Annotated in this window: 29 protein-coding genes and 1 pseudogene; 8 read left to right on the forward strand and 22 right to left on the reverse strand. The window is 57.5% G+C overall.

Features of this window, described 5'->3' with window-relative positions:
• Window positions 1–100: 100 nt before the first annotated feature.
• Window positions 101–1,081, reverse strand: a complete 981-nt coding sequence (locus G6L28_RS16660) for a GlxA family transcriptional regulator (RefSeq protein WP_174064946.1) — start codon at window positions 1,079–1,081, stop codon at window positions 101–103.
• A complete protein-coding gene (locus tag G6L28_RS16665) occupies window positions 1,081–1,641 on the reverse strand; it encodes a cysteine hydrolase family protein (protein ID WP_174064947.1) in 561 nt (186 codons plus the stop codon). Before G6L28_RS16665 ends, G6L28_RS16660 begins: the two co-directional genes overlap by 1 nt.
• A gap of 185 nt (window positions 1,642–1,826) precedes the next feature.
• On the opposite strand from G6L28_RS16665, the gene G6L28_RS16670 reads away from it, so the two are divergent.
• Window positions 1,827–2,813: a Gfo/Idh/MocA family protein gene (locus tag G6L28_RS16670; RefSeq protein ID WP_174064948.1), complete on the forward strand. Its 987-nt coding sequence runs from the start codon at window positions 1,827–1,829 to the stop codon at window positions 2,811–2,813.
• On the opposite strand, the gene G6L28_RS16675 is transcribed toward G6L28_RS16670, so the two are convergent.
• Window positions 2,810–3,172, reverse strand: a complete 363-nt coding sequence (locus tag G6L28_RS16675) for a hypothetical protein (protein WP_174064949.1) — start codon at window positions 3,170–3,172, stop codon at window positions 2,810–2,812. The genes G6L28_RS16670 and G6L28_RS16675 overlap by 4 nt on opposite strands.
• A 77-nt stretch (window positions 3,173–3,249) precedes the next feature.
• Window positions 3,250–3,492: a hypothetical protein gene (locus G6L28_RS16680; RefSeq protein WP_174064950.1), complete on the reverse strand. Its 243-nt coding sequence runs from the start codon at window positions 3,490–3,492 to the stop codon at window positions 3,250–3,252.
• A gap of 198 nt (window positions 3,493–3,690) precedes the next feature.
• On the opposite strand from G6L28_RS16680, the gene xseA reads away from it, so the two are divergent.
• Window positions 3,691–5,292 (forward strand): exodeoxyribonuclease VII large subunit, encoded by a 1,602-nt coding sequence (gene xseA, locus G6L28_RS16685; protein ID WP_174064951.1) that lies wholly within the window; start codon window positions 3,691–3,693, stop codon window positions 5,290–5,292.
• A gap of 21 nt (window positions 5,293–5,313) precedes the next feature.
• Here xseA and G6L28_RS16690 read toward each other — a convergent pair whose 3' ends face one another.
• Window positions 5,314–5,817, reverse strand: a complete 504-nt coding sequence (locus G6L28_RS16690) for a MarR family winged helix-turn-helix transcriptional regulator (protein ID WP_174064952.1) — start codon at window positions 5,815–5,817, stop codon at window positions 5,314–5,316.
• An 81-nt stretch (window positions 5,818–5,898) separates the two neighbouring features.
• Between G6L28_RS16690 and G6L28_RS16695 the strand changes: the two genes are divergently transcribed.
• Window positions 5,899–6,762, forward strand: coding sequence for an EamA family transporter (locus G6L28_RS16695; RefSeq protein ID WP_174064953.1), 864 nt, complete (start codon window positions 5,899–5,901; stop codon window positions 6,760–6,762).
• Between the two features lie 3 nt (window positions 6,763–6,765).
• Here the strand turns inward: G6L28_RS16695 and G6L28_RS16700 are convergent, their stop codons facing one another.
• The 3 genes from G6L28_RS16700 to G6L28_RS16710 all read right to left on the reverse strand — a co-directional run bounded on the left by G6L28_RS16700 (window position 6,766) and on the right by G6L28_RS16710 (window position 8,924).
• Complete coding sequence (locus tag G6L28_RS16700; RefSeq protein WP_174064954.1) at window positions 6,766–8,019, reverse strand: aminopeptidase; 1,254 nt, start codon at window positions 8,017–8,019, stop codon at window positions 6,766–6,768.
• A 76-nt stretch (window positions 8,020–8,095) separates the two neighbouring features.
• The gene (ybaK, locus tag G6L28_RS16705) at window positions 8,096–8,572 is read right to left on the reverse strand and encodes a Cys-tRNA(Pro) deacylase (protein WP_174064955.1); all 477 of its coding nucleotides are present in this window, start codon (window positions 8,570–8,572) and stop codon (window positions 8,096–8,098) included.
• A gap of 4 nt (window positions 8,573–8,576) precedes the next feature.
• Window positions 8,577–8,924 (reverse strand): ArsC family reductase, encoded by a 348-nt coding sequence (locus G6L28_RS16710; protein WP_174064956.1) that lies wholly within the window; start codon window positions 8,922–8,924, stop codon window positions 8,577–8,579.
• A gap of 194 nt (window positions 8,925–9,118) precedes the next feature.
• On the opposite strand from G6L28_RS16710, the gene G6L28_RS16715 reads away from it, so the two are divergent.
• Entirely contained in the window at window positions 9,119–9,283 is a 165-nt protein-coding gene (locus G6L28_RS16715; protein WP_174064957.1) for a hypothetical protein, read from the forward strand.
• Between the two features lie 852 nt (window positions 9,284–10,135).
• On the opposite strand, the gene G6L28_RS16720 is transcribed toward G6L28_RS16715, so the two are convergent.
• From G6L28_RS16720 to G6L28_RS16745, 7 genes are all read right to left on the reverse strand, one after another.
• On the reverse strand, window positions 10,136–13,897 hold the full coding sequence (locus tag G6L28_RS16720; RefSeq protein ID WP_174064958.1) for an ATP-dependent DNA helicase: 3,762 nt from the start codon (window positions 13,895–13,897) through the stop codon (window positions 10,136–10,138).
• 203 nt (window positions 13,898–14,100) lie between these two features.
• Window positions 14,101–14,823: a YgjP-like metallopeptidase domain-containing protein gene (locus G6L28_RS16725; RefSeq protein WP_174064959.1), complete on the reverse strand. Its 723-nt coding sequence runs from the start codon at window positions 14,821–14,823 to the stop codon at window positions 14,101–14,103.
• An 8-nt stretch (window positions 14,824–14,831) separates the two neighbouring features.
• On the reverse strand, window positions 14,832–17,258 hold the full coding sequence (locus G6L28_RS16730) for a type I restriction endonuclease subunit R (protein ID WP_234902611.1): 2,427 nt from the start codon (window positions 17,256–17,258) through the stop codon (window positions 14,832–14,834).
• On the reverse strand, window positions 17,245–18,036 hold the full coding sequence (locus G6L28_RS22910) for a type I restriction endonuclease (protein WP_234902612.1): 792 nt from the start codon (window positions 18,034–18,036) through the stop codon (window positions 17,245–17,247). The genes G6L28_RS16730 and G6L28_RS22910 overlap by 14 nt, the downstream gene beginning before the upstream one ends.
• Window positions 18,020–18,283: a hypothetical protein gene (locus G6L28_RS16735; RefSeq protein WP_174064960.1), complete on the reverse strand. Its 264-nt coding sequence runs from the start codon at window positions 18,281–18,283 to the stop codon at window positions 18,020–18,022. Before G6L28_RS16735 ends, G6L28_RS22910 begins: the two co-directional genes overlap by 17 nt.
• A gap of 111 nt (window positions 18,284–18,394) precedes the next feature.
• On the reverse strand, window positions 18,395–18,961 hold the full coding sequence (locus tag G6L28_RS16740; protein ID WP_174064961.1) for a DUF3800 domain-containing protein: 567 nt from the start codon (window positions 18,959–18,961) through the stop codon (window positions 18,395–18,397).
• Window positions 18,958–19,359, reverse strand: coding sequence for a restriction endonuclease subunit S (locus G6L28_RS16745; RefSeq protein ID WP_174064962.1), 402 nt, complete (start codon window positions 19,357–19,359; stop codon window positions 18,958–18,960). The genes G6L28_RS16740 and G6L28_RS16745 overlap by 4 nt, the downstream gene beginning before the upstream one ends.
• Window positions 19,360–19,446: 87 nt before the next feature.
• Here G6L28_RS16745 and G6L28_RS16750 point away from each other — a divergent pair, with 87 nt between their 5' ends.
• The gene (locus tag G6L28_RS16750) at window positions 19,447–19,650 is read left to right on the forward strand and encodes a transcriptional regulator domain-containing protein (protein ID WP_174064963.1); all 204 of its coding nucleotides are present in this window, start codon (window positions 19,447–19,449) and stop codon (window positions 19,648–19,650) included.
• A gap of 64 nt (window positions 19,651–19,714) precedes the next feature.
• Window positions 19,715–20,239 carry a DUF2285 domain-containing protein gene (locus G6L28_RS16755; RefSeq protein WP_174064964.1) on the forward strand — a complete coding sequence of 175 codons (525 nt, stop codon included), beginning with the start codon at window positions 19,715–19,717 and terminating at the stop codon, window positions 20,237–20,239.
• A gap of 64 nt (window positions 20,240–20,303) precedes the next feature.
• On the opposite strand, the gene G6L28_RS16760 is transcribed toward G6L28_RS16755, so the two are convergent.
• The 6 genes from G6L28_RS16760 to G6L28_RS16780 all read right to left on the reverse strand — a co-directional run bounded on the left by G6L28_RS16760 (window position 20,304) and on the right by G6L28_RS16780 (window position 24,186).
• On the reverse strand, window positions 20,304–21,308 hold the full coding sequence (locus tag G6L28_RS16760) for a S41 family peptidase (protein ID WP_174064965.1): 1,005 nt from the start codon (window positions 21,306–21,308) through the stop codon (window positions 20,304–20,306).
• Between the two features lie 76 nt (window positions 21,309–21,384).
• A complete protein-coding gene (locus G6L28_RS22915; RefSeq protein ID WP_234902613.1) occupies window positions 21,385–21,636 on the reverse strand; it encodes a transglycosylase domain-containing protein in 252 nt (83 codons plus the stop codon).
• Complete coding sequence (locus tag G6L28_RS22920; protein WP_234902631.1) at window positions 21,555–22,040, reverse strand: transglycosylase domain-containing protein; 486 nt, start codon at window positions 22,038–22,040, stop codon at window positions 21,555–21,557. Before G6L28_RS22920 ends, G6L28_RS22915 begins: the two co-directional genes overlap by 82 nt.
• An 80-nt stretch (window positions 22,041–22,120) precedes the next feature.
• Window positions 22,121–22,915, reverse strand: coding sequence for a hypothetical protein (locus G6L28_RS16770; protein WP_174064966.1), 795 nt, complete (start codon window positions 22,913–22,915; stop codon window positions 22,121–22,123).
• A complete protein-coding gene (locus G6L28_RS16775) occupies window positions 22,912–23,820 on the reverse strand; it encodes an ABC transporter ATP-binding protein (protein WP_234902614.1) in 909 nt (302 codons plus the stop codon). Before G6L28_RS16775 ends, G6L28_RS16770 begins: the two co-directional genes overlap by 4 nt.
• Before the next feature lie 75 nt (window positions 23,821–23,895).
• Window positions 23,896–24,186, reverse strand: coding sequence for a DNA -binding domain-containing protein (locus tag G6L28_RS16780; RefSeq protein ID WP_174064968.1), 291 nt, complete (start codon window positions 24,184–24,186; stop codon window positions 23,896–23,898).
• Window positions 24,187–24,320: 134 nt separating this feature from the next.
• On the opposite strand from G6L28_RS16780, the gene G6L28_RS16785 reads away from it, so the two are divergent.
• Together G6L28_RS16785 and G6L28_RS16790 are read left to right on the forward strand one after the other, a co-directional pair.
• Window positions 24,321–24,542: a helix-turn-helix domain-containing protein gene (locus G6L28_RS16785; RefSeq protein ID WP_174064969.1), complete on the forward strand. Its 222-nt coding sequence runs from the start codon at window positions 24,321–24,323 to the stop codon at window positions 24,540–24,542.
• A 195-nt stretch (window positions 24,543–24,737) separates the two neighbouring features.
• The gene (locus G6L28_RS16790) at window positions 24,738–25,007 is read left to right on the forward strand and encodes a helix-turn-helix transcriptional regulator (RefSeq protein WP_174064970.1); all 270 of its coding nucleotides are present in this window, start codon (window positions 24,738–24,740) and stop codon (window positions 25,005–25,007) included.
• 91 nt (window positions 25,008–25,098) lie between these two features.
• Here G6L28_RS16790 and G6L28_RS16795 read toward each other — a convergent pair.
• Window positions 25,099–25,914: pseudogene (locus G6L28_RS16795) on the reverse strand (tyrosine-type recombinase/integrase); the annotation flags it as partial.
• Window positions 25,915–26,214: the final 300 nt, after the last annotated feature.

Raw genomic sequence — 26,214 nt, forward strand, 5'->3', positions numbered from 1 at the left:
TGTGTCTCGACGTTATCAACGGAAGTTAGGCATAACCATTCAATTTCCTTGATGGTATCGCCGAACGTATTGATGCAAACCCGGCGAGTCCGGAAAAGGTTCAGGAGGAGGGCGCGCGGTAAGAACCTGGAGGTTGCGGGTGGTGCTGCTGCCAGACGCGGCGAAGGTGCCGGGCAGACGAAAACCCCGCCCGTTCGGCCACGGTTTCCATATCCATACGGGAGTTTATCAAAATATCGCGCGCGAGATTGACCCGTATAAGATTGATATAGTCCACAACGCTCAAGCCAGAATGTTCGCGAAACAGTCGGGAAAGATGGCGTTCGCTGGTGTTGACGAGACGGGCCAATTGCCCAAGCGACCAGTCACGTGCCGGGTCCGCTACGATGGCATCCTGCGCCCTGTGTACGGCAGCATGGATGTGACTTCTGCCCGTAAACCACGGTGAGATTTGTGGATCTCTTGTTGTGCGGCGCAGATACACCACCATCGTCTGAGCAATCCGCGCGGCTATCACTGGACTGGTCAGGGAAGAAACGATGTGAAGCAGAAGATCGATTCCGGTCGAAATGCCGGCGCTGGAAAATCGTTTCCCATCTTCCACGAACAGCCGGTTGTCCAGCACTTGCGCCAATGGTGCCAGCCTGCGTAACTCATCCAGGCAATCGCTATGCGTCGTGCATTGTCGATAGTCGAAAACACCCGCTTCCGCCGCAATCAGGGCACCGGAACATATGGAAACGATAGTCGTATCCACTCTAGTCACTTTGCGTAACCAGTCGGAGAGCTGCCTCCGCTCCCCTGTTGATTCTGCGGCTGATGAACTTCCGGAAATCATTACCATCGCATTTTCAGGCAGCTTTTCTGGAAAAGGTTCCAGGCCGGAAAGAGTAAGCCCGATCGTCGTGGTCTGGGTTTCGCCAATGGCTATGTAGTGGCAGTCGAAACGAACTTGGCTCTGTTCCTGATTGGCATAACGCAGCACTTCCAGCGGTCCCGCAACATCAAGCAGCAGCGTTTGCGGTGGGAGAAGCACGAAAACCGGAATGACTTCGATGTCCGATCTGCCTCGTTCTCCCATCACGACACCCTTTTGTTGGCTCGAAGCACCTCTTCCACCGTGACGATGCGGGCAAACCGGCCAGCAAGAACAAGCTCGGTGCGGGTTGCGATCTGCTCTGGGGTAAAGGCTTCGCCGGTTGAGTGCGTCATTGTAAAAGTCAAAGTCGCTTCGGTTACGTAATCCACTTTGTAGCCCATATCGGCAGCATGCCGAGTCGTGGTTTCGCAGCATTGTTCAGTACGGATGCCGGAAACAATCAGACGGTTGATGCCTTTTTCCGTCAGCCAGATATCAAGCCCGGTTCCTACGAAGGCGGAATGTCGGTTCTTGTGAAAAGTGACGTCAGGTGAAATGTGGATGCCCTCAAGGGCGCACACAAAGCCGTTTTCCTGCGAAAACGCGTGGTCGTCATCCACATGGAATATTTGGATGACGGGAATGTCAGCCGCCTGCGCGCCGTCGATCAGCTTTTGCTGCCGTTCGATGTAAGCAGCCAAGCCACTGTCTTCGAAGTAAGGCGTGTGGCGAAAAGACTCTTGCACATCGATAACGAGCAGCGCTGTGTTGTGGTGGGACATTTTCTGCGTCTCCGATTTCTAGGATGCCGCAGCTTCGCTGCTATATCGCAAAGGTTAAATACAGGATAGCGCCGAAGAGAGGACATATCCAGCCACTGCTATTTTTTCCGCTCGGTCATTTCAATGAGGCGTTTTCATTTTGTGTCGCGGCCTCTAAATTAGGTCGCAGAGTAAGGGAGATCAGCATGTTACGTTTCGGAATTCTGTCGACGGCGAAGATTGGTCGAGATCTCGTAATCCCTGCCATTCAGGATGCGGAAAACGCCGTGGTAACGGCAATCGCCAGCCGCGATGTCCACAAGGCGCGCGCACTTGCGGATCGTTTTTCCGTCACGCATGCCTTCGGTTCTTACGAGGAGATGCTGGCATCCGATGTCATCGATGCTGTCTACATTCCGCTTCCCACGGCCCATCATGTCGAATGGTCGGAAAAGGCAGCAGATGCTGGCAAGCATGTGCTGTGTGAAAAACCGATAGCGCTTAAAGCAGAACAGATCGACAGGTTGATTGCCGCGCGTGACAGAAACGGGGTGATGATTTCTGAAGCCTATATGGTTACCTACGCCCCTGTTTGGCGAAAGGTGCGGGAGTTGCTGGCATCGAACGCCATTGGTACTCTTAAATATGTGCAGGGCGCCTTCAGCTATTTTAATCGTGATCCTGCAAACATGCGCAACATTCCGGAACTCGGCGGTGGGGCCTTGCCGGATATCGGCGTTTATCCAACAATCGCTACGCGCTTTGCTACAGGCAAGGAGCCGAAGCGGGTCTTTGCTACCGTGGAACGCGACCCAACCTTCGGTACGGATATTTACGCCAGCGTGAAAGCGGATTTCGGTGATTTCGAACTAAACTTCTATGTCGCCACTCAACTTGCCGCCCGACAGGTCATGGTTTTCCATGGCACTGAGGGTTACATCGAAGTGAAATCCCCTTTCAACGCAGATCGTTGGGGTGCAGAAGAAGTAGAGCTGACCAACCAGAATCACGCCCAGTCGCAAATCTTCCGCTTTCAGGACAGCAGGCAGTATCGTCGTCAGATCGAAGCTTTTGCCGTCTGTGCGGAAAGAGGGGATGCAGAAATTGTTTCACTGGAAAGCTCGAAGAGCAGCCAGCTCTTCATCGACGCGATATATCGGGCGGCGGAAAAGGGTGGTTGGGAAACGGTCTAAGGCGCCTTATCGATCTTCCTCAACCCACGGCGGTATCCAAAGCCGCCGAGGAAGAGCGCCGCAATCGATGTTACTAGAAACACAGCTGGCCATTGTAGCATTGGGTTACGCAGTAGGATGAGGAAGAAAAGCCCGTAATTCAAAAGAACGACTGTTCTGCTTATGCTTGCGGCAAGAAGGCCGAACCCCTTCGATACCAGCAATTTTCGCGAAATCTGTATTACCATAAGGGCTAAAGCCACGCCCACCAGACCGGCGACCGGAATACGAACGCTCTCTCCTAGGCCGACGGTAAAGGTGGTCAGTCCGCAGATCACTAGCAGCACAATATTGTAACTGAGGAATATGAGCGGCGACAAATGATACTCCACGACCCTGATAAATGAGGCGGAGCATAGCTGGGGCCGGGTTCAGAAATGGTTAGACGTTGCCACTCTTAATGCGGAACGTTCATCGAAACCCTGAATTTTTGAACTGTCATCATCGCGACAAAACCAGCGAATATACCGACATTGTAGCCACCGAGTGCAAACAACAACGGAGCGACATGCAGCACACCCAATAGGGCCGTTGCCAAGCCAAATGCGGCGACAATTGCCAAGCCAACCCCTGCAATAATAGCGGGGGAGCGAAGCGTGAGCGCGGTTACGCCGAGCGAAATTCCAAGAATGAAGATCATGATGCCGCTCCTCCTCTGCGGGCTTGAGGCATGGCATCGTCGCCTCTAAAAACCCGTATTCTCCTCCATGCATGCACTTCCTAACGCCAAATATAGCAGCTTGTTGCACAACTGTTAAATTTAATCTCGTCAAGATTGCCAAAATAATGCGCAATCACGGCGATTTGCGAATCGCCGGATAATGGGTAAAATCGTGTGATGAGCGATATTTTCAGTCAGCCTGCACTCAGCAATCTCACCGAGTTTTCCGTTTCGGAGCTTTCCGGTTCCATCAAACGGACCGTCGAGAATGCTTTCGACCAGGTGCGGGTGAGGGGGGAGATTTCCGGATATCGCGGCCCCCACTCGTCCGGTCATGCCTATTTCTCACTGAAGGACGACCGTGCCCGTATCGATGCGGTCATCTGGAAGGGCAGCTTTTCCAAGCTGAAATTCCGGCCCGAAGAGGGTATGGAAGTCATCGCTACCGGCAAGATCACCACCTTCCCTGGCTCATCGAAATACCAGATCGTTATCGAAAGCCTGGAACCTGCGGGTGCGGGCGCGCTGATGGCGCTTTTGGAAGAACGCCGTCGCAAGCTGGCGGCGGAAGGTCTTTTCGATCAGGCGCGCAAGCGGCGTCTGCCTTTCATGCCGAAAGTCATCGGCGTCGTCACTTCGCCAACCGGTGCCGTCATCCGCGATATTCTGCACCGCATTTCGGATCGCTTCCCGGTGCATGTGTTGGTTTGGCCTGTCAAAGTGCAGGGCGAAGGCTCTGGCGAAGAGGTCGCAAACGCCATAAGAGGCTTCAACTCGCTCAAAACCGGCGGGGATATTCCGCGCCCGGACGTGCTGATCGTGGGGCGTGGCGGCGGTAGCCTCGAAGATCTTTGGAGCTTCAACGACGAAATCGTCGTCCGCGCTGCCGCAGAGAGCGAAATTCCGCTGATTTCCGCTGTCGGGCATGAAACCGATACGACGCTGATCGACCATGCAGCGGATGTGCGTGCCCCGACGCCAACGGGCGCTGCGGAGATGGCCGTGCCGGTGCGGGTCGATCTGCAAGCCCAGCTTTCCGGCCTGTCTGCACGCCTTTCCGGCTCCATGATGCGGCAAATGGACAATCGCAGCCAGAATTTGCGGGCGCTCGTGCGCGCCCTGCCGTCGCTGGACCAGTTGCTGGCCTTGCCCCGTCGCCGTTTCGATGAAGCGGCTAGCGGCCTGGGGCGGGGGCTGGAGTTGAACACGCTCAACAAACGCCGCAGCTTCGAGCGAACGGCTGCGCATTTACGCCCGGATGTTCTGACTCACGGCCTGAAACAGCATCGCCAGCGCATCGCAGAGCGTATGCAGCGCGCCGAAGGGCTGGTGGAGCGCCGACTGTTACAGGCGCAGGCACGTGTGTCGTCGTCTGATTCCTCCTTACGCTCGCTGCCTGCTCGTCTGATCGGACAGATCGAGCGACAGGGGGAGCGCATCTCCAGCGCTGCTCGCCGGGCGGATACGGCCGTTCTCAATCGCATGGCGCACCACCGCTCTGGCCTCGCCGCGCACGACCGTATTCTGCAATCTTTATCCTACAAAAACGTGCTGAAGCGCGGTTATGCCGTTATACGCGACGATGAGAACCGCCCGCTGACACGCGCCGCTGCCATTTCATCAGGCGCGGTCGTGTCTATGGAATTCGCCGATGGGGTCGTTTCGGCCATCGCAACCGCGGAAGGTGCGCCGCCAGCAGACACCGCATCTGCGGCACCTAAAAAGAAATCGGCAAAAACGCCATCGTCAGGTCCGATCGATCAGGGCAGCCTTTTTTAGAGCATTTCCGGGTTTCGGAGGTTATTCCTCGAATGCAGCGAGGAATTTTTTAAGCAGCCGGTCCAGTTCTTCTCTGTCCTTCGCATCAAGACTGGCGACCAGTCCATGCTGATTTTCCACGTGGGCGGTGACGGCCTGTTCTATCACGTCGAACCCCTTGTCGGTCAGCGCGATCAGCACGCTGCGCCGATCTTGGGGGTTGTTGACACGCTCTACAAAGCCTGCCTTTTCCAACTGGTCGATACGGTTTGTCATCGTGCCGGAACTGACCATCGTCATCTCAAGCAATTCCCCCGGTGACAACCGGTAAGGCGCACCCGCGCGCCGTAAGGTCGCCAGCACATCGAAGGCGGAAGTCGGTAGGTCGTGTTGCTGGAGAACCGTTTCGATTTCCCGGCTGAGGTGATTTCTCAAGCGGGTTAGACGCCCCAGAAGGCCCATGGGTGCGACATCGAGTTCCGGTCGTTCCCTGCGCCATTGTGCCAGAACTCTGTCGACATGATCGGTCGTCTTCTTTTCACTCATGGATCATGGATAACATGAAGTCTCTTGACGTCAAGACAAATGTCGCTATTTTGAATTTATCTTGATCTAGAGAATATTGATATGAAGAGAAATACGTATTACGCCGCCGATGTAGCGCTGACCGCGCTTGCGCCTGCCATTTGGGGCAGCACGTACATCATCACAACGTCATTCCTGCCACTTGGATATCCCATGCACGTGGCCATGCTCCGCGCCTTGCCCGCAGGCCTGCTTCTGCTGCTTTTCGTGCGCAAGCTTCCCTTCGGCATCTGGTGGAGCCGGGCTTTCATTCTAGGTGCGCTGAACTTTTCCTTTTTCTGGGCCATGCTGTTCGTATCGGCCTATCGCCTGCCGGGCGGCGTCGCCGCGACGGTGGGTGCCGTACAGCCTTTGATCGTCATCGCATTGTCGCGATTCATTCTCGGCAGGTCTATCCACCCGCTTGCCATTGTCGCCGGTGTTATCGGCATGACGGGGGTGGCTTTTCTCGTTTTGACGCCAAATGCGACGCTTGATCCGATCGGCATCGCCGCAGCTTTTGCGGGAGCGGTCTCCATGGCTTTCGGAACAGTTATGACGCGGCGCTGGCAGCCGCCGGTGTCGAGCCTGACATTCACCGCATGGCAATTGACCGCTGGCGGCCTGTTGCTGGTGCCAGTCGCGTTGTTTCTGGAGCCGGCCCTGCCTTCACTCACAACGCAAAACGTGCTCGGCCTTGCCTATCTCGGCATCATCGGCGCTGCATTGACCTATCTTTTGTGGTTTCGCGGTCTTTCCCGCATCGAGCCATCGGCAGCGGCGTCGCTCGGCTTTTTAAGCCCGCTCACCGCCACGCTGCTCGGCTGGTTGGCGCTCGGCCAAAGCCTCTCGCCAATCCAGATTGTTGGTTTTCTGATGGTGCTGTTCAGCGTCTGGCTTAGCCAGAAAGCACAGGCACCGAGATAGACATCAGGCCCACTCGCCCTTGCGCATCACCGGCATCTTCGAACCATCGGCTCTGACGCCATCGATATCAACCTTGTCGGAGCCGATCATCCAGTCGATATGGATCAGGCTGGAGTTTCCGCCCTGAGCCTTGATTTGATCCTGGCTGAGCGAAGCGCCATCGAGGAAGCATTTTGAATAGCACTGACCAAGCGCGATATGGCAGGAGGCATTCTCATCGAACAGCGTGTTGAAGAACAGGATGCCGCTTGCTGAAATCGGAGATGAATGCGGCACCAGTGCCACTTCTCCCAGACGTCGCGCACCTTCGTCGGTATCAAGCACCTTGTTCAGCACTGCCTCGCCCCTGGACGCCCTTGCCTCTACAATGCGACCGCCTTCGAACTTCACCTGAATATCGTCGATCAAGGTGCCCTGATGCGACAGCGGCTTGGTGCTGGAGACATAGCCATCCACCCGTAGCGCATGTGGTGTGGTGAAGACTTCTTCGGTCGGGATATTCGGATTGCAGGTCACGCCGTTCTTGGCCGTGGAAGCGCCGCCATGCCATTCATGCCCGTCAGCCAGCCCGATGGTTACATCCGTGCCGGGGCCGGTGAAGTGCAGCGAGGAGAAACGCTCGTCGTTCAGCCATTTGGAGCGCTTGGCCAGATTGGCATTATGCTGCTGCCAGGCCGCTACCGGATCGGCCACGTCGACGCGTGAGGCGGCGAAAATTGCGTCCGCAAGTTTCCGAACCGCTTCGTCTTCCGGCAGACCTGGGAATACCTGTTTCGCCCATGAGGGGTTGGGGTAGGAGATGATGTTCCAGTTGATGTCGAAGTTGGAAATCTTCTCCAGCGCCGGTTTGTAGGCCATGGAGTTCGCTTTGTTGGCGCGGGCCACTTTCGTCGCATCTTCGTTGGCCAGCAGCATCGGGTTGTCGCCGGAAATAGCCAGACGCGCAGCGCCGTTAGCGTAAGCCTTGGCCATGCCGTCATAAAGCCAGCCGGATGCGCGATCAAAATTCGCATCGCTTGCATGGCGATAACGGGCAAGTGTGGTTTCCTCGTCGGAATAGAAGGTGGTGACCAGACCGCTGCCCGCCAGATAAGCGTGCTTCGTCAAAAACCGCACTAGCGGCAGCGCTGCCAGCGGCGCGGTAATGACCAGATCCTGATCCTTCTGGAGCTGCAGGCCGACTTTGACCGCGACTTCGGCCAATTTTTGAAGCTTGACGGGATCGACCGATGGGGTGCCATTTGGGGAAGCTGTCATGGTGTGCCTTCATATGTACTTGTCATGAGCCGCGAAACATAGCCCATTCGCCGTGAAAGCCAACCGTGTTTCGATGCTACTCTGCCACCAGCGGCACGATGACCGCCTTTAATACGGCTTGCGCGTCCTCGGGAGAAAGCCGCAGTTGAAGGCCGCGCTGCCCACCATTGATGTAGACATATTCATGCGCCAAAGATCGGGCTTCCATGGCGGTTGGTACCAGCTTCTTCTGCCCGAACGGACTGATGCCGCCGACATGATATCCCGTCGCCCGCTCTGCATCGGCAGGCTTCATCATATTCGCCGACTTACCACTGAATGCCGCTGCCAGCTTCTTCATGCTGACTTCGCAGTCCGATGGCACGACAACGCACACCGCCTTGCCATCCACCTCTGCCATCAGCGTTTTCAGCACCAGATGCGGCGCAGCACCTATTGCTTCCGCCGCCTGAAGACCGATGCGATCCGCGTTCGGGTCGTATTCATAGGTCACGGTGCTGAAAGCAACGCTTGCCTTCGTCAACATCTGGGTGGCACGAGTGGTTTTCGACATGGGCTTACTCGAATAACCCGGCATAAGTCTCAGGCTTGAAACCCACAGTGATCTTGCCTTTAGCTTCCAGGACGGGACGCTTGATCATAGAGGGTTGCTCAAGCATCAGGCCAATCGCCTTCTCACGGGTCAGATCGGTTTTCTGCGTGTCGTCCAGCTTTTTGAATGTGGTGCCAGCCCGGTTTAAAACTGCTTCCCATCCGGCCGCGTCGCACCACCTATTGAGATGCGCTTCGTCGATCCCGGCACTCTTGTAATCATGGAATGCATAATCGACGCCCTGCGCCTCGAGCCACGTCCGCGCTTTCTTCATTGTATCGCAGTTCTTGATGCCGTAAATCGTGATCGTCATGGCTCAGCTTCTCCCTTTCCTTTTTCGCAATAGCAAAAAAGCTCGTCTAGTCAAACAGCAAGCAGCTATGCAGATTTTTCACGGCTGACACCCGAAAGAGTTGCAGCTCCGGCGCATGGCTCCCCCGCTGCATCATGCGTTGTGCAAATTCATATGAATGCTCATATTCTGGGCATCACAAAGGAGAGAATGACATGCGCACAGTTGCTAAGACCCGTAAGTTCTTCGGTGAAACTTTTGCTGTTTTCGGCGCTGCCGTCGCTGTTTCGGCTGCCGTCCGTTCGCACCGCAAGCCTGCTGGTGCTGACCTCGACGCACTCGGCATCGACCGCAAGGCTTTCGACAAGGTTCAGCTCTAAGATTTCATAGTCTGTCTGGCGAGGCGCCATTGCCTCGCCTTGGGTTGGAAGGGGAACTTAAGCCGAGACCCATGGCGATTGAGATCGCCACTGTAAGCTTTCAAATAATCGGAATAGTACTTCGCCCTGAATTTCATTGAAATTCGAAGAGGCGATATTTGCGTTTATGGTGCAGTTTTCATCTTGATGATGGAACGCAATTGTCGTTGCACCACATGCAAAAAGGACCGAAACAGCTTGTCGCCATCCCGGTCCCTTGATCACTCAGATCATTCCCACTCTAATATTTTTTCTGCCCTAAGCGTCTGATATACTTACGAAAAATAAAATCCTCGGGTGGGTATACCGCTGAAGATACCGTCAAAAACTTAACTTTTTGATTTTGCTTAGGTTTTTTCGGAATTTCAGGACGGTAAAATTCTGTGAACTATCGGTATCTATCGACCGTTTCGCGGTGAGGCGTAGACCTCAGACTTCGAATCTTTTGCTACCGATAAAGTACCCGCCAAAGTCGGCGAAATCAATACACCCATCTCTATCCTGGATCGCCGGGATGGTGGGCTTGGATCAAGCGCGACAGAGGTTGAGAGGGTGAAGACAGTTTCCCGGGAAGAGCTTCACGTATAGCAAACGTTCCCCAAAAACACCGTCACAACAAATCGTAGAGGCGAAGCACGAGCGTAGACGCCCCGCTGTAACGGCCCTCCTCCTATCCAATAGGAGGACAAATATCCTGACGAAAGCCATTCGCATAGGTGACAAACTCTCACTCAGATTGTTTGATCAGGAAGAGGGCAGCCGCTGCACTCGCTAAGAGACAGGGCGTCAAGACCAGAGACGACCGCGCAATGCTCAGCCCACGATCAAGCGGGCAAGCCGGTTAACCTCGACCATGTCCAGGCCCGATCCCGCCGTTTCCATGGTCTCGATCAGGACATCTCCCCCTGCCTGTTCATCGATCGGCCGGATGCCTGCTGCCAGGTACGCCATGCGCTTGATCTGCCATCGTGCCGCGTATTGCGGGTCCGACAGCATGCCCAGATGCTCCCAATAATAGGTGACCCCCGAGTCCTCATCGACGATCGTGAAATCAGGCCAGCGCGTCTTCCCATCGAGTTGCAGGGGCTGTTCGTAGACGTAGCCGATGCCCATCCCGTTCAATTTCTCTGCGATGGCCAATTCCGATTTGGACCGCACGAACTCGCCGCGGCTCGTCCGATGCAGAAGATGCTTGTCGAGAAAGCGTGGGCCCGAGACGGTTTTCACTTCAACGGGCCCGGGCGCCTCGAAGAGGTCCGTCATTCGCCGCGCGATCTCCGAGGCAGACGGGTCTGAGTATCGCCGCAGGGCGCCGATGTCATCTTCGTGGAGAAGAATGAGTTCTTGCTGATGTCGCGTGATCGCGGTGTAGAGCAGTTCTCGCGACAAGGGCCGACAATTGCGCGGCAGCACAATAAACGTTCGCTCGAACTGACTTCCCTGGGTCTTGTGGACCGTTAGGGCATACGCCAGTTCGAGCTCCGGCGTGCCCTCTTCGCCAGAGAACTCGCCCGCATAGTAGGTAAATTTCACGCCGGGCTGACTCGCGAATTCGACTTCGAGGTCTCGCGGGCGAAACTTCATCTTCCCGGTCTTGTAGCCGCCGACGACTATGCCGATGTCGCCGTTCGCGACGTAGGATCGTTCCTGGCGCGGATAGGTGCGACGTCGGCCGTTGTTGCGGAGATTGATCACCTTGTCGCCCCACAAAACGCCTTGAGGCCCGGCAGGCTTCGGGTATTTCGCATATGGGGTCAGCGCGCGATCTCGCACCTTGTCCCGAAACCGGCGCTGGATCGCGAGGTTGATCGCTTCCACACCGGGGGGGCCCGATCGCACAGGCGACAAGATTTGCCAGTCGTGAGCTGCCTCCGCAGCGCCGCCCTCGGTCTCACCGGCGCGTCGTGCCCAGAAAAGAACGTGCCCTTCCCATTCGCTTCCGCCGATGCTCAGTTCGAACCCGCGCTGATCGGAGTGGTCGGCAAGCGCCAGACCTCTGACAATCTCGTTCGTAAGTCGCGGCTCCAGATCGCTCGGGAGGGCCCAATGCGCAGTTCGCACGTGCGACAGCGTGCCGGACCTCAGCGCCTCCCACACCTCGTCCGCGCCGGCATCCAACGGCTCGCCGCTGAACTGCCGGGCCAGCAGTACGTCGCCCCGGTCTGTTCCCCGCTGGCGACCGATGATCGTGAGTTCGGCGTAACCTGGCGCGACCTTCGGAAACTGAGGAGTTTCCTCAGAGGGCGCGAGCTTCCGACAGATGTCCACGAACGGCCTGCCAGCGCCTATGGGCGGGAGCTGGCGAGGATCGCCAACCAGGATCAAACGATCAACGCCCTCGATCGCATCGATCAGCGCCGAAAGCTGATCCTCGGTGAGCATCGAACATTCGTCGACGATAACCGACCGATATCCCTTCTCTCGCGGCGCTTCGGGATTCCGGAAGTAGCGCCCACTCGCGCCGTTGTACCGCTCATAGCGTTGGAGAAATTGAGCCAGTGTCTGACCCTCCCCAAGACGTTCCGTCGCTTCCTCCAAGCGGACGCGCGCTTTGCCGGTCGGGGCCAGAAGAAGAATCCCGCCCGAGCTTATCTCTGGAAGGTCACACAACACTTTCAGAAGCGTGGTCTTGCCCGACCCTGCCGGACCGATGAGGACGGAGAAACGTCCACATGCGAGCTGCTCAAGCGCTCCCGATTTTTCCCTTCGTGCCAGTTCTTCGACCTCCGCCTCCGGTGCGGCTCCTATCGGAGGCAGCACCGCATCGACGAGCGCGCGCCATTTGTGGACAATCGAGTGGCGCTTGCCACCGACGCGTTTCCGGACCGCGTTTGTGATTACGGTCCGCGAGGTGCCATACCGCCTGAGCTTCAGCGCGAGTTCGTCATCTGAGGTTCGCGCTCTCTCCAAGGTGAGTGCGAGGTAGTCCGCGACCATGTCGATGACGTCCTCGTCGACCACGCAGAGAGGATCGAGGGGCGCTTCGATTGCTCGACTCACAATCCAGCTCCGAGGAAGAAGCGTGTGCCCCTCGTTCTGAACGGCATGCTCCAACATGTCGGTGATCAGCGCGCGGACACGACGTTTGTCGATCCCGTCGGTCATCATCGATTGAGCTGGCAGCGGTGCAACCTCGCGAATGACCTCCGCCGGGAATACGCCACGATCGACGACACCAAAGGCAATCCGTTGAGCCGCTGACTCATCCCGCTCGTAGAGCAGGTACGGATTGGCCAAGAGGTCCCCGTCGCTGGTCGCCTCAGTGAAGACGCCTCGCTGACTAGGCTGGTAAGCTCGCAGCGCCTGGTCGGCGGTCAGGCTGCAACGAGCGACAAGATCGAGCAATTGGCGGCGTGGCGATGCGAGGCTCTTCCATTTTTCGCGGTAAGTCGAGCCGAAGCCGAGCTTCTCGGCTTGCGGAAATGTAGATGGTTTCTTCACGATGCCGTCGATGAAGGCGAAGGCGTCGAACACCTCGCCTTCGCGGCTTCCGACACGCACGATCTCATGCGCGAGCAGCGATCCATGCTCCAGCCCGAAGGCGCTCAGAGCACTTCCGAGTCCCGGGTGAACGCCTCGCGCCGTCCAAAGGCGAGCAATCTCACGGTCGATCCACGCAAGCGAGCCGGAAACGTCGGTTTCGACAATCTTCGCGGTAGCTCGCAAAGCCGCGGCGCAGGAAAGCAGCGACGCTATCGCGCCATCGTGACCGAGATGCTCTGAGCCGTAGGAGAACGCGTCGAACTGGTCTTCCGGCGCGAAGGCCACGCAATCTTCGATGGGCACGCGCACGTCGGTCTGTGCAGCGGCTAACACGTCGTAATATGGCATCAGAAAGCCGTCGTCGCCCCCCGGCCGAAGGGAGTGCCTGACGCATCGCTCCCAGAGAACGCCCTTGAGGTCACCGGCCGATTCGTAGGCGTATTCAGTATGCCCTCCGACGCCGATCACCCTCGCGACGCCGACGATGACGCGGTTTGCGCTTTCCGAGAGCGGCGTCTTCTTCGCATAGAAAAAACAGAGTGATGTCTTTGGCTGGAGGGCACCGAAGAAAGTGTCCAGCATGATGAGCTGGTTCGTCTTGTCCTGAACCCAGCCCGTTTCGAACGACAGGTCCGGCTCGCGCTCGGGATCGTAGGCTAGCCGCAACGCTGTTGCCTTGCCGAGCTCACACTCGCTCTCGTCGCCCTCGACGTTTGCTTTCAACATCCATCCGAAGGGGATGCATGCTGCGGAATAGGCTTCGATCCGCAGCTTCGTCTCGCCAAAATGGCCGTGCGTCGTAGGGCTCGAAAGTTTGTAGGGGTGCTGCTTGGTCAGAACGAGGTCGTGATCGCACATGAAGCTGACGCGCTCATCGACACATGGCGGTAGCTCCGACGGCGCGAGCTCATCGAACAGCTTTCCCGCCACAGCATCCTGATTGTCGCGTTTTGCCGACGCGATGCGTCCGAGGACCAGACATGAGGTGTTCGCTGACGGGGCAGTGCAGACACGCCCATTCCAGCCACCATCATGCCAAGGCACACGTATCGTTATGTGCTGCCACGGCAGCTGTCCGGAACCTGCGATCATCTCTCCCCCTCAATAAACGTCGCCAAACCACCTTGCGGAAGCTTCTATCGATAATAGCCATTTTATCCCTCGCAAGATCCCGAGAACTATAACTCCGAATTATCTAATCAACAGGAGGAACTTGAGGGTGCAGTGCTCTCGGAGAGAGATGGATATAAATTGCCAATCTACTGGCAGGGTGAAGGCAGTGCTCGCGCAGCCAGCTATCGAAGCGTTGCCTCCAGCGCTTCTTTTCGCTCCTCCCAATCCGGCATCACCGTTCTGAGCAACTCGCGCCATCCATCACCATGATCGGGGTAGAACGCATGCGCCAGTTCATGACAGATCACGTAATCGATCAGCCGTGGGCTCGCTCTCACCAATTCAATATTTAGTACGACACGTCCACTTGGAGTATAGCTGCCCCATCTCTTCGCCATCGGACGAATGACGAGTGAAGGCCGCGTCAATCCTCTACGAACAAACGGCTTCAAAACGATGTCGAACCGTTGCCGGAACACCTCACGGGCTCTTAGACGATAAAACGCCTGAAGGAGACGCCTGCAATGTGGTGGGTCGTCCGGGGTTCTGGCCGCTATCACCATACGGCCGCCATCGATCCGCACATGAGGGTCGTCTGATTCCTCGACCGAAAGCCGATACTGCCGACCAAGCAGAAGATGGGTCTCACCCGAAATGTACCGACGTTCCGGCGTAACCTTGGGTCTTTGGGCAATGGTATCGATCTGAGCGAATATCCAACCGCCTTTCCGGTGCGCCCTGGTTCGAATCTCTTCAATGCCCTCGCCAACCGGGGCAAAGACAGTCACCTCTCCCGTCGGGCGAACATCGATGCGCAGTGCCCGCCTCACCGTGCGGATCAACTCCGCAGTGACCCTGCGCCCTCCCCAACATATCTCGATTTGCTCAGCTGTCGGCAAGGCCACGGCCATCCTCACTGTGCCAGGCGCACGCGTGCCGAAGCCAGAACATCGTCGACGATACCATCAAGAACACTGGGGTCGATCAGAACGCTCCGTTCTCCCCGCAACTCCTCGAAAAAGAAATCGTCGATATCGTTTCGAATGGAGTTCTCCACATCGCGGTCATATTGCCAGCCGACTTTGCGCCGACACTGGATGATCTGACTGATCTGTAGAGCAATGTCGGCAGCCAAGTCTGGGTCATTCATGCCGACTTTTTCCAGGTTGCGCTTTGTCAATCCCCAGAACGTCTGGGCATGGCTGTCATCGCGAAGGCAGGCTGGTGTCGGATCGGCTTCATCCTGCCGCGTAAGTACGTTATCTCGCAACGCCTTTATCTTCGAGAGATAGGTCAGGTCGCTGATCCGCCCTTTGTGGAAGTCTGCGATTGTGTCGCGCACAAGTTTTGAGAACTTCTCGAAGAAGATTGGATCTTCATCCCACTTCTCTTCAATCGAACGGGTCAATTGGTGGGCGATCGTATCCGCCACAGATGCATCGCTTTCGGTTTTTTCCTCCCGTCGCTCTTTAATCGCGAGGTCGTCGAATATATTCAGCGGCTCGACCAACCTTACGACGTCGCGTGCAATGACGTGGCGATCCAGCAACTGACGAATGCGCTTTTCATAATCACGCCAGTCAACACGCTCGGCGTAACGAAGGGTGACTGCGGCACGCAGGGAGACGAACCGCCCGAGATCATCCTTCCAGCGCTTCAGCAGTTCCGGCTTTGTCGTCTCAATAAAGGCCGGAGAGGCAAGCGCCACCGTGAAAGCCCGCGAAAACGCCGATAGCCGCTCATAGAACGTGGCTCTGATTTCCTCATCCGCCAGAAGACGCGCATAGGCTTCTGCATCAAAAGTGTTCGAAACGGATTTGAACACGTCGAGCAAAGCGGCGTGCGCACCTGGCACCTTGTTTGCCTCTTCCCGAATAGCCACGACACTCCTGGCTATGTCCTCCGCGCTGAAGCCTTGCAAGGCATCGTAGCTTGAAAGCGCATCTCCGAGGTCTTTCAGGACGCCGGTGTAGTCGATGATGAAGCCAAAGGGCTTGTCCGGCGCGCCGTCTTCGTCGAATACCCGATTGACGCGGGCGATGGCCTGCAAAAGTCCATGCTCCCGCAGCCGTCGGGCCACATAGAGCACCGTGTTGCGTGGCGCGTCGAAGCCCGTCAGGAGCTTATCGACAACAATGATGATATCTGGGTCGCCGGGGCCTTTGAATTGCTCGACGATGGTTCTGTTATAGGCTTCCTCGCCCCCATGCCGCTCCATCATCTTGCGCCAGAAGGTACGCACAAGATCGTCATCAGCTTCATCGACCTCGTCTTCGCTTTCGCGCATTTCCGGCGCAGAGATCACGACTTCCGTGGTGACAACCCCAAACTCGTCGAGGAGCTTCTTGAGCTGGATGGCGGCTCGCTTCGAGGGAGCCGCAAGCTGCCCCTTTAGCCCTGTCCCCTTGAAGTTGGTGGAAAAATGCTGGCCGATATCGAAGGCGATCGACTGAAGCCTGGAATCCACGCCTTCGATCTCACGGGCGCGGCTCATCTTGCGCTTCAGATCGGCGCGTTGATCGTCGGAAAGACCGCGCGTGTGGACCTCGAACCAACGGTCGATCTGCGCGTCATCGACGTCGGTGACGACTTCCCGCCCTTCATAAAGAAGCGGAACGACGGCCTTGTCATCGACGGCATCTCGCATCGAATAGGCAGGCTGAACCAGCTCACCAAATTTGGCGAACGTGCTCTTCTCCTTCTTGGCGATCGGCGTGCCTGTGAAGGCGATGAAGCAGGCATTGGGCAGCACCTCGCGCATGCGGGCGTGCAAGCTGTCGAGATTGCCGTACTGGCTACGATGGCTCTCATCGACCAGTACAAAAATGTCGGATGACGAATCGACGATCCGCCGCTTGTTGAGTCCCGCGCGAAATTTGTGAATGAGCGTGGTGACAACCGGGGTCTTGTCTTCGATCAGAGATAGCAGGTTCTCGCCCGTCGCCGCTCTCTTCGGCTCCTGACCGGTGGCGCGGAACGTCTTGGTGATTTGGTCGTCAAGATCGGTGCGATCCGTGACGATGACGATGCGCGCCGTCGCATGTGCCATCGCGATGGACTTCGCCAGCATCACCATCGTCAGGCTCTTGCCCGACCCTTGCGTGTGCCACACGACACCACCCTGGCGGCGGCCTGCGGCGTCACGCTCCTCGATGCGTTTCATCAACGTCTCGATGGTCGCCACCTGCTGATAACGCGCCACCTTCTTGTGGGGGCCGTCGAACAGCATATAGCGGCGTATCAGCCGCATGAAGCGCTCCGGCCGGCAGAGGCCGACGATCGTCTCATCCAAAGGCGTGACGAACCGATGCTCCTCCATCAGGCCGTCATGACGCTTCATATATTGGGGCGAAATCCAGGGCCACACGCTTACCCTCGACGGTGTCGAGCGGCCGATTGACCACGTCCACCGCGAAGCCGGGCGGGTCCTCTCGTTCCTTCCACACGCTCCAGAGCTTGCGCGGCGTTCCCATGGTGCCATAGCGAGGATCATAGCTGTTGGCCGACAGCAGCAGTTGGGCGGAATAGAACAGCGCCGGCACACCTTCGCCAGCCTTCTGATTGCGGATTTGCTGGCTGACGCCCTGGTCGGCGGAAACGTGTGAGGCCTTGACCTCGATCATCCCCAAAGGAATGCCATTCACGAAAAGAACGAGATCGACACGGATGGTCGGCCCGCCCGCTTCACTGACGGTGTACTCGCTTGCCACCTGAAATGTGTTGGCGCGCCAGTCGTTCCAGTCGATAAACTTGAAGGGCCACTCACGAGACGTGGCGCCGATGGATTGTGTAAGGGCAATGCCGAGCAGCAGGTCGTCGGTCATCCGTTCGTTGGCGCGCACGACGCCCTCGGGGATGCGCTCGGCGAGTCGACGAACCGCAGCATCGATATTCGCTTCGGAGAATGGATAAGCCCGTCCATCGACATGAATGCGGTTGATCCGCGCCAGATCATCCCGGATCTGGGTTTCGAGGAACGGCAGCGTGCGCCGGCCGTCGCGCCATTGATCGGTCTCCGCCCGGGTCACGTAGCGCCAGCCGCAATTGATCAGCGTGTGCAGCGCCTGAAGCTGCGCGCTACCCGCCTCTGACGTGGTGAACTCAGGCGGTCGAGTCAATTTTATCGCCCTCCAGCGGCAAGATTGGGAGTGTGAATTGTTCCGTTTTTTCAACGCTATGAGGCGCAGAGAGCGGAAAGCATGCCGCGAAAATAGGTGTGACCCATTCAACAAAATGTTGACTTTTGGCGATTAGAGTGCATATGAACACTACGAGTTCACTGCCCATCGGCTTTGAACCTATCGAGGCTTCGGGCGCTGAGCCAGCGTAGCAAATCAGCGCCCGCAAATCTTTTTTAGAGCGCATTCAGGCAATCCTCCTTGTTCCACAAAGGGGACTGCCGGATTTTGCCAATGCTGTTGTCTGCCTCGTAGCACGTCACGAAGTTGGCCTTCAGCGTACCGTCGGCCTTCTTGCTCAGGCGGATAGCCGACTGCTGGCTGCGCCGAGCAACAAGTCGCAGAGCTGGAGAAGCGCCACTTCCGGCGATGGCAGCGACTGAACATCAGCGATGGTCGCCGACTTATTGGCATAGTCGAGGCAGCGCTTTAATACCCTGAGCCGGGTGCGGTCGCGGTTGCTCTTTAGATCGCAGAAGACGCGGTATTCGTTGAAGTCGAGAATCCAGTGGTGCAGGAGCTGGTAATAGAACTTGTAGAAGCCAAGCTCGCCATCGCCATCATGGAGCGCCAGATTGACCTGGGTTCGATCCACAGCGATGCAGCGGAAGCGCATGTCCATGCCGTAGCTCATGAACAGATCGACAAGCTCGTGATAGAAATCGGCTTTGGCCGGCGAAATCTTGGTCCACTTCGCCTCACCCCATACGCCGTGGCGTTCGCGCAGGCGCCCGATCTTCTCCTTGGCATCCTCGCGCAGCTCCGCCGGCAGCCAAAGGCTGCCGATCATCAGATAGCGGGCGCGGGGCTTGGCTGACGTGAAAAGATCGGGTTGGGCTTCGTCGCAATAGACCTCGAACTTCATGAGCGCCCTCCGACATTCAGCGGGCGCGGGCTCAAGGCTTCAGCATCGAAGCGCTCGTCTAGGCGCCACTCACCCGTCAGCAGTTTTTGCATCAGGCCGCGTTTTTGATTCTCTAGCAGCGCCCGATAAGCTTCTGTTTTGCGAAGTTCGAATGCCACAGCGTTCAGGATGGTCGCGCGCTTTTCCTGCTCAGCTAGCGGCGGCACAGGGATTTCGCTTTCAAGAAAAAGCTCACGATTGAAATTCTTTCTTACAACGCTGGCTCGCTCAGTAGAGCATGAACTTAAAATCTCTCGAAAACCCGCGGTGCGAACAAGGTGCCTAAAGTACTCTGCGGAAGCAGTTGGCTTAAATCGAAAGACTTTGTAGTCTGGAGAAATGCATACATCGTGCTTCAAATGGCTTACTGCCACTGAGCCAAGCCAGAAATTCAAGCCACTAAGAGCGAATTCGTTCGGCTTGAGCAGTATAGAGAGGCAACGCCAATGCTGAGTATCGACTGGCGTTCTCCGGCGGCATATAAATTTGCCAAGAGCATTTCCGCCGCCGGTTTCGCTTGGGAGTATCTTCGCCGCGACGACGAGTATCGTGGCGAGTTTCAGGCCATCATCGCGTCGCCTGAGCCAGACCCGGAGCGGCTGGAAGCTTTTGCGCTGCGGTGGGGGCTGCGATTTTCCGACCGATCCTGAAACCCCATCGGATCGGCAGACTCTATTCTGGAGCCCACACCTCCAGCCGCAGGCCATACGGCTCATGCCGCTGGAGCACCATGATGGTGAAACCGAACCCATCGTCACGCTTGCGCATCTCGACGGTCTCGACCTCCGCCAGGCTGAGGATGGCTGGCACGGCATCTGGCAGGCTGACGGCGTCGCGCATCAATTCTGGCTGCCCCAGGCCGCTCCCGATGCGGCGGCCTTCTATGGCACGGTCTTGCCGGCGGACGCCTTCTACGATCTCCGCTCTCATGCGGCGCGTCGATTGGTTAAAGCAGTTCAGGGCCACGGGCCGGGGCGCGATTTCCGCGCATTGCCCGCGCAACTCAGGCAATGGCACATCCTATCTCTCCGGGCCCTCGACGCTCGGCTTCGCGGCGAAAGCTATCGTACTGTCGCCGAAGTTCTGCTAGGCTTTCGCGGCAATAAGGAGGATTTTGAGCTCGATCCGCGCAAGAACAAGGCCCGCCGTCTGATCGCGCACGGCATCAAAATGATGCGCGGCGGCTATCGACTGCTACTGCACTATCCCATCAAGCTCCCCAGTCGGAGATGGCGATAGAACATCACCTCTCCACGTCTTTGCCGCAACGTTTGCACTCTCTGCCGCAGGCAACGCCCGCCGGTTATTGTTGACTCGTTTGTGGTGCGTCAGCCTCGGACTTCGCCAGTGCCACTGCAGTGTCCTGCGTGTCCTCAAGTGTTGATTGAACGTCAGGGCGTACGCCGACACCCTCCCAGTTGCTTCGCGTGACTGGATTTTCAGCCCTGCCAGTCGGCACAACGACAAAGAGATCCGATCCGAGTTCATTAAGCCCGCCCGGATTCGCACCTCCGCGGGTGGCCGTGCCGACTACGATCGCCCGCCGAAGGGCTTGCAAGTCATATGCGAATTCCTCGCCAGCCGAATAGGTCTTCGGACCGACCAGAACGTAGACCGGTTTGCCGACGTAGCGCACTGGCGTCGGCGAACTCCAGAACGATTCCGTTCTGAACGTCAACGTCCCGCGATTGCGCCAGATGAGGTCGTTGATATGGACGCGCGCACCCTGGTCGAGGAAGAAGCTCACGAGGTAGGCAACGGATGCCGGATGCCCGCCGCCATTCTCCCGCATGTCAATGATCAGCGCGGCGGTGTCTGACAAGCTGCGCATGGCCTGGTCGGCGGCCGGATTGAAAACTTCAGGCGGAACGAACCGCGTCAAATGAATATAGCCGATATTGCCGTCTAGCCGCTTCACCTCGAAACCGGCATCCTGCGGGCTCGCTGGCGTAGGCTGATTGCCGAAGGGCGAACCGAATATCACCCGCACATGACCGTCCTTCGTGATCGCCCGGAGTTGCTCCGTTAGCTGCATCGCAAACTGCGCTGGATCGGTGACGCTGCCATAGGCGTTTTCCGCCAGTGCCTTCTCCAGCGCCTCCGCCGCCTGCGCGCCCCTTTCCGGGAACACGTAGCCCTCCCGCAACTCGGCGGCGATACCACCGATCGTTTTGGCGACCGTTGCCCGATCCAAGGTTACGCTTTGCGCGGAGGCGGGAGGCACATCGGCTCGCGCCGCAAGAGTGCTTGCCGACAGTGAAATCGCCACGAGGGAGACAGTAAGGAACGATGAGTAGTTATGGGACATTCAAACTCTACCTCACGAAAAGAGCGCATGACGCGGATTAGATCAAAATAAGACCACGAATACGATTCGTGTATCGCTACTGGCAACCCTCAAGCCAAACATCCGAAAAGCCCGCAGGCACACACGCTCCGGCTGCCAGACGCTGGATACGGGCAGCGCGTTCGTCGAGCTTGGTGTCGCTTCGAACGAGATCATAAGAGGCCGGCGCTATCAGCACCGCCGCCAACCGGACAAACTCGGTTTCGGTCAGCTCGGCTGGAGGCCGCCCGTAGATCGCTGAGCTTGCCGAATGGAAGCCGACCATCCAGCCATTTGGCCCCCTGCCCATTTCCAGCGTCTCCAGCCACAGGGCAAGGATCTGCTCCTTGGAAGACGCCTCTCCAGCCCTAACGCATAACCGGTCTGGCGGATCTTGCCGATGCCGGGATGAAATTCCTCAAAGGCGAGCCGCTTGGCAGCCGATTGAGTGATGGTGGTCAGTCCAGCGCCCGGGGTGGAGAAATCAACACCGGAATGCGTTGAGAAATTCGGGTCTTCGACCGCGAGCAGAATAGCCCTATGGGCTGCCCCCAGAGAGTCGCCGCCGCGGCCTTGAGCAATCACCGCGTCGGCACGAGCGCGCAAGCCCTCGGCATCGGATAGCGCATCCCAGTATCCCTTAGCGCCATAACCGAAAAGGCCGACCAGCAAGAGAGCAAATGCAACGCCCGCATATTTAAGTATCCGCATCATTCGATCTGCATGTCCCTCAGATTGGTCTTACGTTGATTCACTCATCGAGGCTTCAGCGATTTAGATGAGTGTTTTCGCTGCTACTCGGTATTCAGAGGCTGACGCCAAAATATGAGAGACCCGGCTGCTACCGCCGCCAAGAGCCATGCCAGTAGTGTGGCGAAACCCGTGATGCCGTTCGACCCTTCGGCACCCGCAAAAAGCCATGCTCGCGCGGCATCGGCAGCAAAGGACGGCATGGGAACGCTGGCTATGGCAGCGCCAAAATAAGCTTGCAGGATCGAGCACGTTATCCCTACCAGAAATACTGGAACGACTGCCGCGATCATGCTCCGGAATATAATCGTGAGCGTCGCGGTAACTGCAGCAAGGGTCGCCAGTTCGAGAAAGGCGATTACAAACGCCGCACAGAGCACGAGGATACTGCCCGCTTGGACTGGGGTTCTATTGCTGGTGCCGCCGCCGAGAAAGCTAAGCGCAGTGTTGAGGATCATGTCTCCGACGACTGTCAGAACAAGACCGATGACCATGCACAGGAGGCAAACAGCGAGTTTTGCGGCGGGGAGAGGAATGCGCCCTGTCCGTGGCACGAGGTTACGCCAAGCCGAGAAGCGGTATTCGACGTAGAAGACAGAGGAAACACCGATCGCATAGAGAAGCTGTGCAATCGGATTGCCTGCGATGCCCAATGATTGCGCGGCTGACAGAAGCGCATCGGCTTGTACTTGCGGGAGGTTTCCTGATCGTAGGACGAAAAAACTCTCCAGCGCGATCTTAAGGCCGAGTGCGGCGGCAGGAACCGACAGGAACCCCCAGAATAGAATGCCCGGCTGTCGTAGAAGCTTCAGAAGCTCGGCCGAGAGTAGAGCGCTCATTGTGGCTCTCTCCGCGTTTCCGACAGGAAGACCGACTCCAGATCGGGAGTGATCCATTTTGCTTCGAATATCCGGATGTTCGCGTTTACAAGCGCGCGTATGAGTTCAGGTGCATCGTCGCGCCCAATTCGAACATAAACTCCACCGTCACCTGCATCGGCCCGCGATGCCAAACGCTCCAGCACGGTTTGCGGTGAATCAACGTTTATCCAAAAGCGAGCTTGGCTGTCGAGCAGGTCAGCGACTTTCCCATGCGCCGCCATTCTCCCGCTCCGCAAGATCGCGACGCGCTCGCACACGCGCTCCACCTCGTCGAGGAGATGGCTCGAAAGCAGCACGGTGATGCCGTCCCTCTGGGCTAGATCAACGATCAGCGAACGCATTTCAAGGATGCCGTCCGGATCGAGACCGTTCGTCGGCTCATCGAGAACGATAGCGTCTGGCCGGCCGACGAGCGCGCAGCCGATCCCCAGGCGTTGTTTCATCCCCAACGAGAATGCAGCTACCTTTTTGTCCGCGGCGTAGCCGATGCCAACGCGCCGCAGAATAGGCTCTACCATTGTGGCGGACTCGTTCATCCGAGCGAACATTTCCAAGTGCTCGCGTGCGGTCAGGAATGGATAGAACGCCGGGGCCTCGATCAACATGCCAAGGCGGCGTCGCGATTCCCTGCCAGCATTTTCTCCAAATATGGAAACCGAGCCGCGATCAGGGCGCACGAGGCCAGCTATGATCCGTAGCAACGTGCTCTTGCCGGCACCGTTCGGACCCAGCAGGCCGTATACGCAGCCTTGCGGAACACCAAGAGAAAGCCCATCGAGCGCCCTAAAGGCACGGCCTCCCCATCCAAATCTTTTCTCGACGCCCGAGACTGTAATGGCGTCTTCCTTATCTCCAATGCTCAATAAATGATCCCGCCTCAAGCATCTCAATCCTCGTGCCGTCAATGGCGTACGGCACGAACTCATCTTCCGGTTAGCCTATAAGTGATTGTTGGCAATCTCTTGTTCGAGAATGCGTCGATAGCCTTTGTTTGCGATCCACCGGGCGCGTTCGAGGTGGCTTTCCCAGCATCGCCTCGTCTCTGCTTCATTACGGAGGGGATCGCGGTGCAGAACGATGCGCGCGACCTCCTGCCAGTCCGCGCCGTTTCGGCTGGCATCTAACAGCCGCAAATAAGTTACGTAGTGCTGTTCGTCATAGGTCGTGATATCGGGCCCCCTGGGGGCCTCATTTTCAACATCTGGATCAAGCAGAGGCCGTTCACGCATGAATTCTGCCCTTTTTTATCGAGAACGCGGACATAATGAAGCACTTCAGGACAACCCGATGAATAGCATGGCCTGATACGAATGGGAATGATCGTTCCTAGAAGGATCGTTCCTATGCTGGTTCCTCTTTTGTCATGGATCTCAAGGAGGTCATGGCGAGGAATCTGCGTCGGATCCGCCATGATCAAAATTTGACGCAGGAAGAGCTCGCCGACCGGGCAGGCTTGAGTATGCGTTACATCGGAGCCATCGAACGTGGCGACGTGTCCGCCAGTGTCACGGTTCTTGGCCAGATCGCCGAGGCACTTGGGATCGAGCCGGGCGAATTGCTGAAGAATACCAGCGCGCCAAAGTAGTCATCTAGTCATAACATGTAGCCAGACGCCCGCCGCTTCTGCCTCCTAACAGGGATTCCAGCCTGCATGCCCCGGGGTGCCGCCTGCGCATAAGTGCAAATGCGGCACGCTACCCGCCGCCGATCCCTCGCCATGGTTCGCCGTAGCCCGCTGCCACGAAGGCAGCGCGCATCACGACGAACCAGAGGTGTCTCCATGGCCAATCCATTGGCGGGCCTGCCGCCGCGTCTCCTGCGCACGCAGGAAGCCGCCCGCTTCCTCGGCATTTCCATCCGTACCCTTGAGAAGCACCGGACCTACGGTACCCGCCCGACCTATCGAAAAATCGGCGGCCGCGTCCTCTACACGGTCCACGATCTCGAAGCCTGGACTGAAATCGGCTCCCGCAAATCTACCCGCGACATCACCGGCAGCACGGTCTTCCCCGCGCGTCCGCTGACGCCCGAAGAGCGGGGTAAGTGCTGAATGCTGCACGACGATCACAGCCCAGCGCAGCCGGCCGACACGAGCGAGCGCAATCACCTGCCCCCGTTCGTGGTCGCGACGGGTGACGCTAGACGTTGTGCGGCTTGGAGCGCTTCATCCGCTCCTTCGGGATCGACCACACCGCATTCTCGAAGTCGACCTCATCCCACACCGCGTCCTGCAACTCGCTCTTGCGGACCATCGTAAGCAGGATCAGCTTCAAGCCGAGCCGGATGGTCGGCAGCGTCGCCACATGCTCTAGCTGGCCGAGCATCACCCGAATTTCGGCGGGCGAGAGCGAGCGGTCCTTGGGAACGAACGTCGCGATCGACGCCGGACCGACCTCTTCGGCGGGGTTCGACACCTTTTCCCCGTGCAGCTTCGCGAAGGCGAAAACCAGCTTCACGATGTCGCGGACATGGACCGCCGTGGCCGGCGCTCCTCGCTTCTTCACCTTGTCGCACATTGCCCGGAGATCTTCGGGTGTGATTTCCGTCAGCAGCCGATTGCGGAACGTCGGCAGGATGTCCCGCTCGTAGATCGAGCGGCGCATCGCGCGGGTGCTTTCGGCCATCCGGTGCTCTTGCAGCCAGCGTTCGCCAAACTCGCCAAAGCTCTTTGCTTCCTTGATGCGGCGCTTCTCGCGCTGCTTCTCCTGGGCGGGTGACCGCCCTTCCTGAATCGAACGCTGTGCGTCGATCAGCTTCTCCCGCGCACGGGCCAGAGAGAGGCCCGCCGGTCCGTATCGGCCGAGGGTCAAAGTCTCGCGTCGACCGTGCATACGGTAGTCATAGCGGAACACGACGGCACCCGACGGGGTCACGACGACATACATACCGTCACGGTCAGAGACCTTATATAATTTGTCCTTTGGTTTCAGTGCCTTGATTGCCGCATCAGTAAGCATCGGACCCTCCTAGATCGTTCAAAAAACGCCAGAGAGCCTTTGAAAATACCGTCAGGCCAAAATCGACCAATCGTGATGGCAAATTATCCTTTATTCTCAATGGAATAAGGTCGAAAAAAATACCGTCACAAGCTCTCTAAGCCATGACGGTATATGCAATTCTGCGATGTCACAAGACGGCCCATACCGTCAGCTCCGCCGTCGATCGCGAGGCTTGCCCGGCGATTGACGGCGAAAGATGGCGGAGAGAAAATTGTTTATTTTCAGCGTGTTATTGAGGGAAATCGGCGGCTATCGGCG

It is taken from the genome of Agrobacterium larrymoorei (genome assembly GCF_013322225.1).
GTDB classification, from domain to species: domain Bacteria; phylum Pseudomonadota; class Alphaproteobacteria; order Rhizobiales; family Rhizobiaceae; genus Agrobacterium; species Agrobacterium larrymoorei_A.

Bases quoted from the DNA above. Each gene is read 5' to 3' on its own strand.
- G6L28_RS16660 (WP_174064946.1), bottom strand. From the start codon at position 1,081: ATGGGAGAACGAGGCAGATCGGACATCGAAGTCATTCCGGTTTTCGTG.
- G6L28_RS16665 (WP_174064947.1), bottom strand. From the start codon at position 1,641: ATGTCCCACCACAACACAGCGCTGCTCGTTATCGATGTGCAAGAGTCT.
- G6L28_RS16670 (WP_174064948.1), top strand. From the start codon at position 1,827: ATGTTACGTTTCGGAATTCTGTCGACGGCGAAGATTGGTCGAGATCTC.
- G6L28_RS16680 (WP_174064950.1), bottom strand. From the start codon at position 3,492: ATGATCTTCATTCTTGGAATTTCGCTCGGCGTAACCGCGCTCACGCTT.
- xseA (WP_174064951.1), top strand. From the start codon at position 3,691: ATGAGCGATATTTTCAGTCAGCCTGCACTCAGCAATCTCACCGAGTTT.
- G6L28_RS16690 (WP_174064952.1), bottom strand. From the start codon at position 5,817: ATGAGTGAAAAGAAGACGACCGATCATGTCGACAGAGTTCTGGCACAA.
- G6L28_RS16695 (WP_174064953.1), top strand. From the start codon at position 5,899: ATGAAGAGAAATACGTATTACGCCGCCGATGTAGCGCTGACCGCGCTT.
- G6L28_RS16700 (WP_174064954.1), bottom strand. From the start codon at position 8,019: ATGACAGCTTCCCCAAATGGCACCCCATCGGTCGATCCCGTCAAGCTT.
- ybaK (WP_174064955.1), bottom strand. From the start codon at position 8,572: ATGTCGAAAACCACTCGTGCCACCCAGATGTTGACGAAGGCAAGCGTT.
- G6L28_RS16710 (WP_174064956.1), bottom strand. From the start codon at position 8,924: ATGACGATCACGATTTACGGCATCAAGAACTGCGATACAATGAAGAAA.
- G6L28_RS16715 (WP_174064957.1), top strand. From the start codon at position 9,119: ATGCGCACAGTTGCTAAGACCCGTAAGTTCTTCGGTGAAACTTTTGCT.
- G6L28_RS16720 (WP_174064958.1), bottom strand. From the start codon at position 13,897: ATGATCGCAGGTTCCGGACAGCTGCCGTGGCAGCACATAACGATACGT.
- G6L28_RS16730 (WP_234902611.1), bottom strand. From the start codon at position 17,258: ATGAAGCGTCATGACGGCCTGATGGAGGAGCATCGGTTCGTCACGCCT.
- G6L28_RS16735 (WP_174064960.1), bottom strand. From the start codon at position 18,283: ATGCGCTCTAAAAAAGATTTGCGGGCGCTGATTTGCTACGCTGGCTCA.
- G6L28_RS16740 (WP_174064961.1), bottom strand. From the start codon at position 18,961: ATGAAGTTCGAGGTCTATTGCGACGAAGCCCAACCCGATCTTTTCACG.
- G6L28_RS16750 (WP_174064963.1), top strand. From the start codon at position 19,447: ATGCTGAGTATCGACTGGCGTTCTCCGGCGGCATATAAATTTGCCAAG.
- G6L28_RS16755 (WP_174064964.1), top strand. From the start codon at position 19,715: ATGCCGCTGGAGCACCATGATGGTGAAACCGAACCCATCGTCACGCTT.
- G6L28_RS16760 (WP_174064965.1), bottom strand. From the start codon at position 21,308: ATGTCCCATAACTACTCATCGTTCCTTACTGTCTCCCTCGTGGCGATT.
- G6L28_RS22915 (WP_234902613.1), bottom strand. From the start codon at position 21,636: ATGGGCAGGGGGCCAAATGGCTGGATGGTCGGCTTCCATTCGGCAAGC.
- G6L28_RS22920 (WP_234902631.1), bottom strand. From the start codon at position 22,040: ATGATGCGGATACTTAAATATGCGGGCGTTGCATTTGCTCTCTTGCTG.
- G6L28_RS16770 (WP_174064966.1), bottom strand. From the start codon at position 22,915: ATGAGCGCTCTACTCTCGGCCGAGCTTCTGAAGCTTCTACGACAGCCG.
- G6L28_RS16780 (WP_174064968.1), bottom strand. From the start codon at position 24,186: ATGCGTGAACGGCCTCTGCTTGATCCAGATGTTGAAAATGAGGCCCCC.
- G6L28_RS16785 (WP_174064969.1), top strand. From the start codon at position 24,321: ATGGATCTCAAGGAGGTCATGGCGAGGAATCTGCGTCGGATCCGCCAT.
- G6L28_RS16790 (WP_174064970.1), top strand. From the start codon at position 24,738: ATGGCCAATCCATTGGCGGGCCTGCCGCCGCGTCTCCTGCGCACGCAG.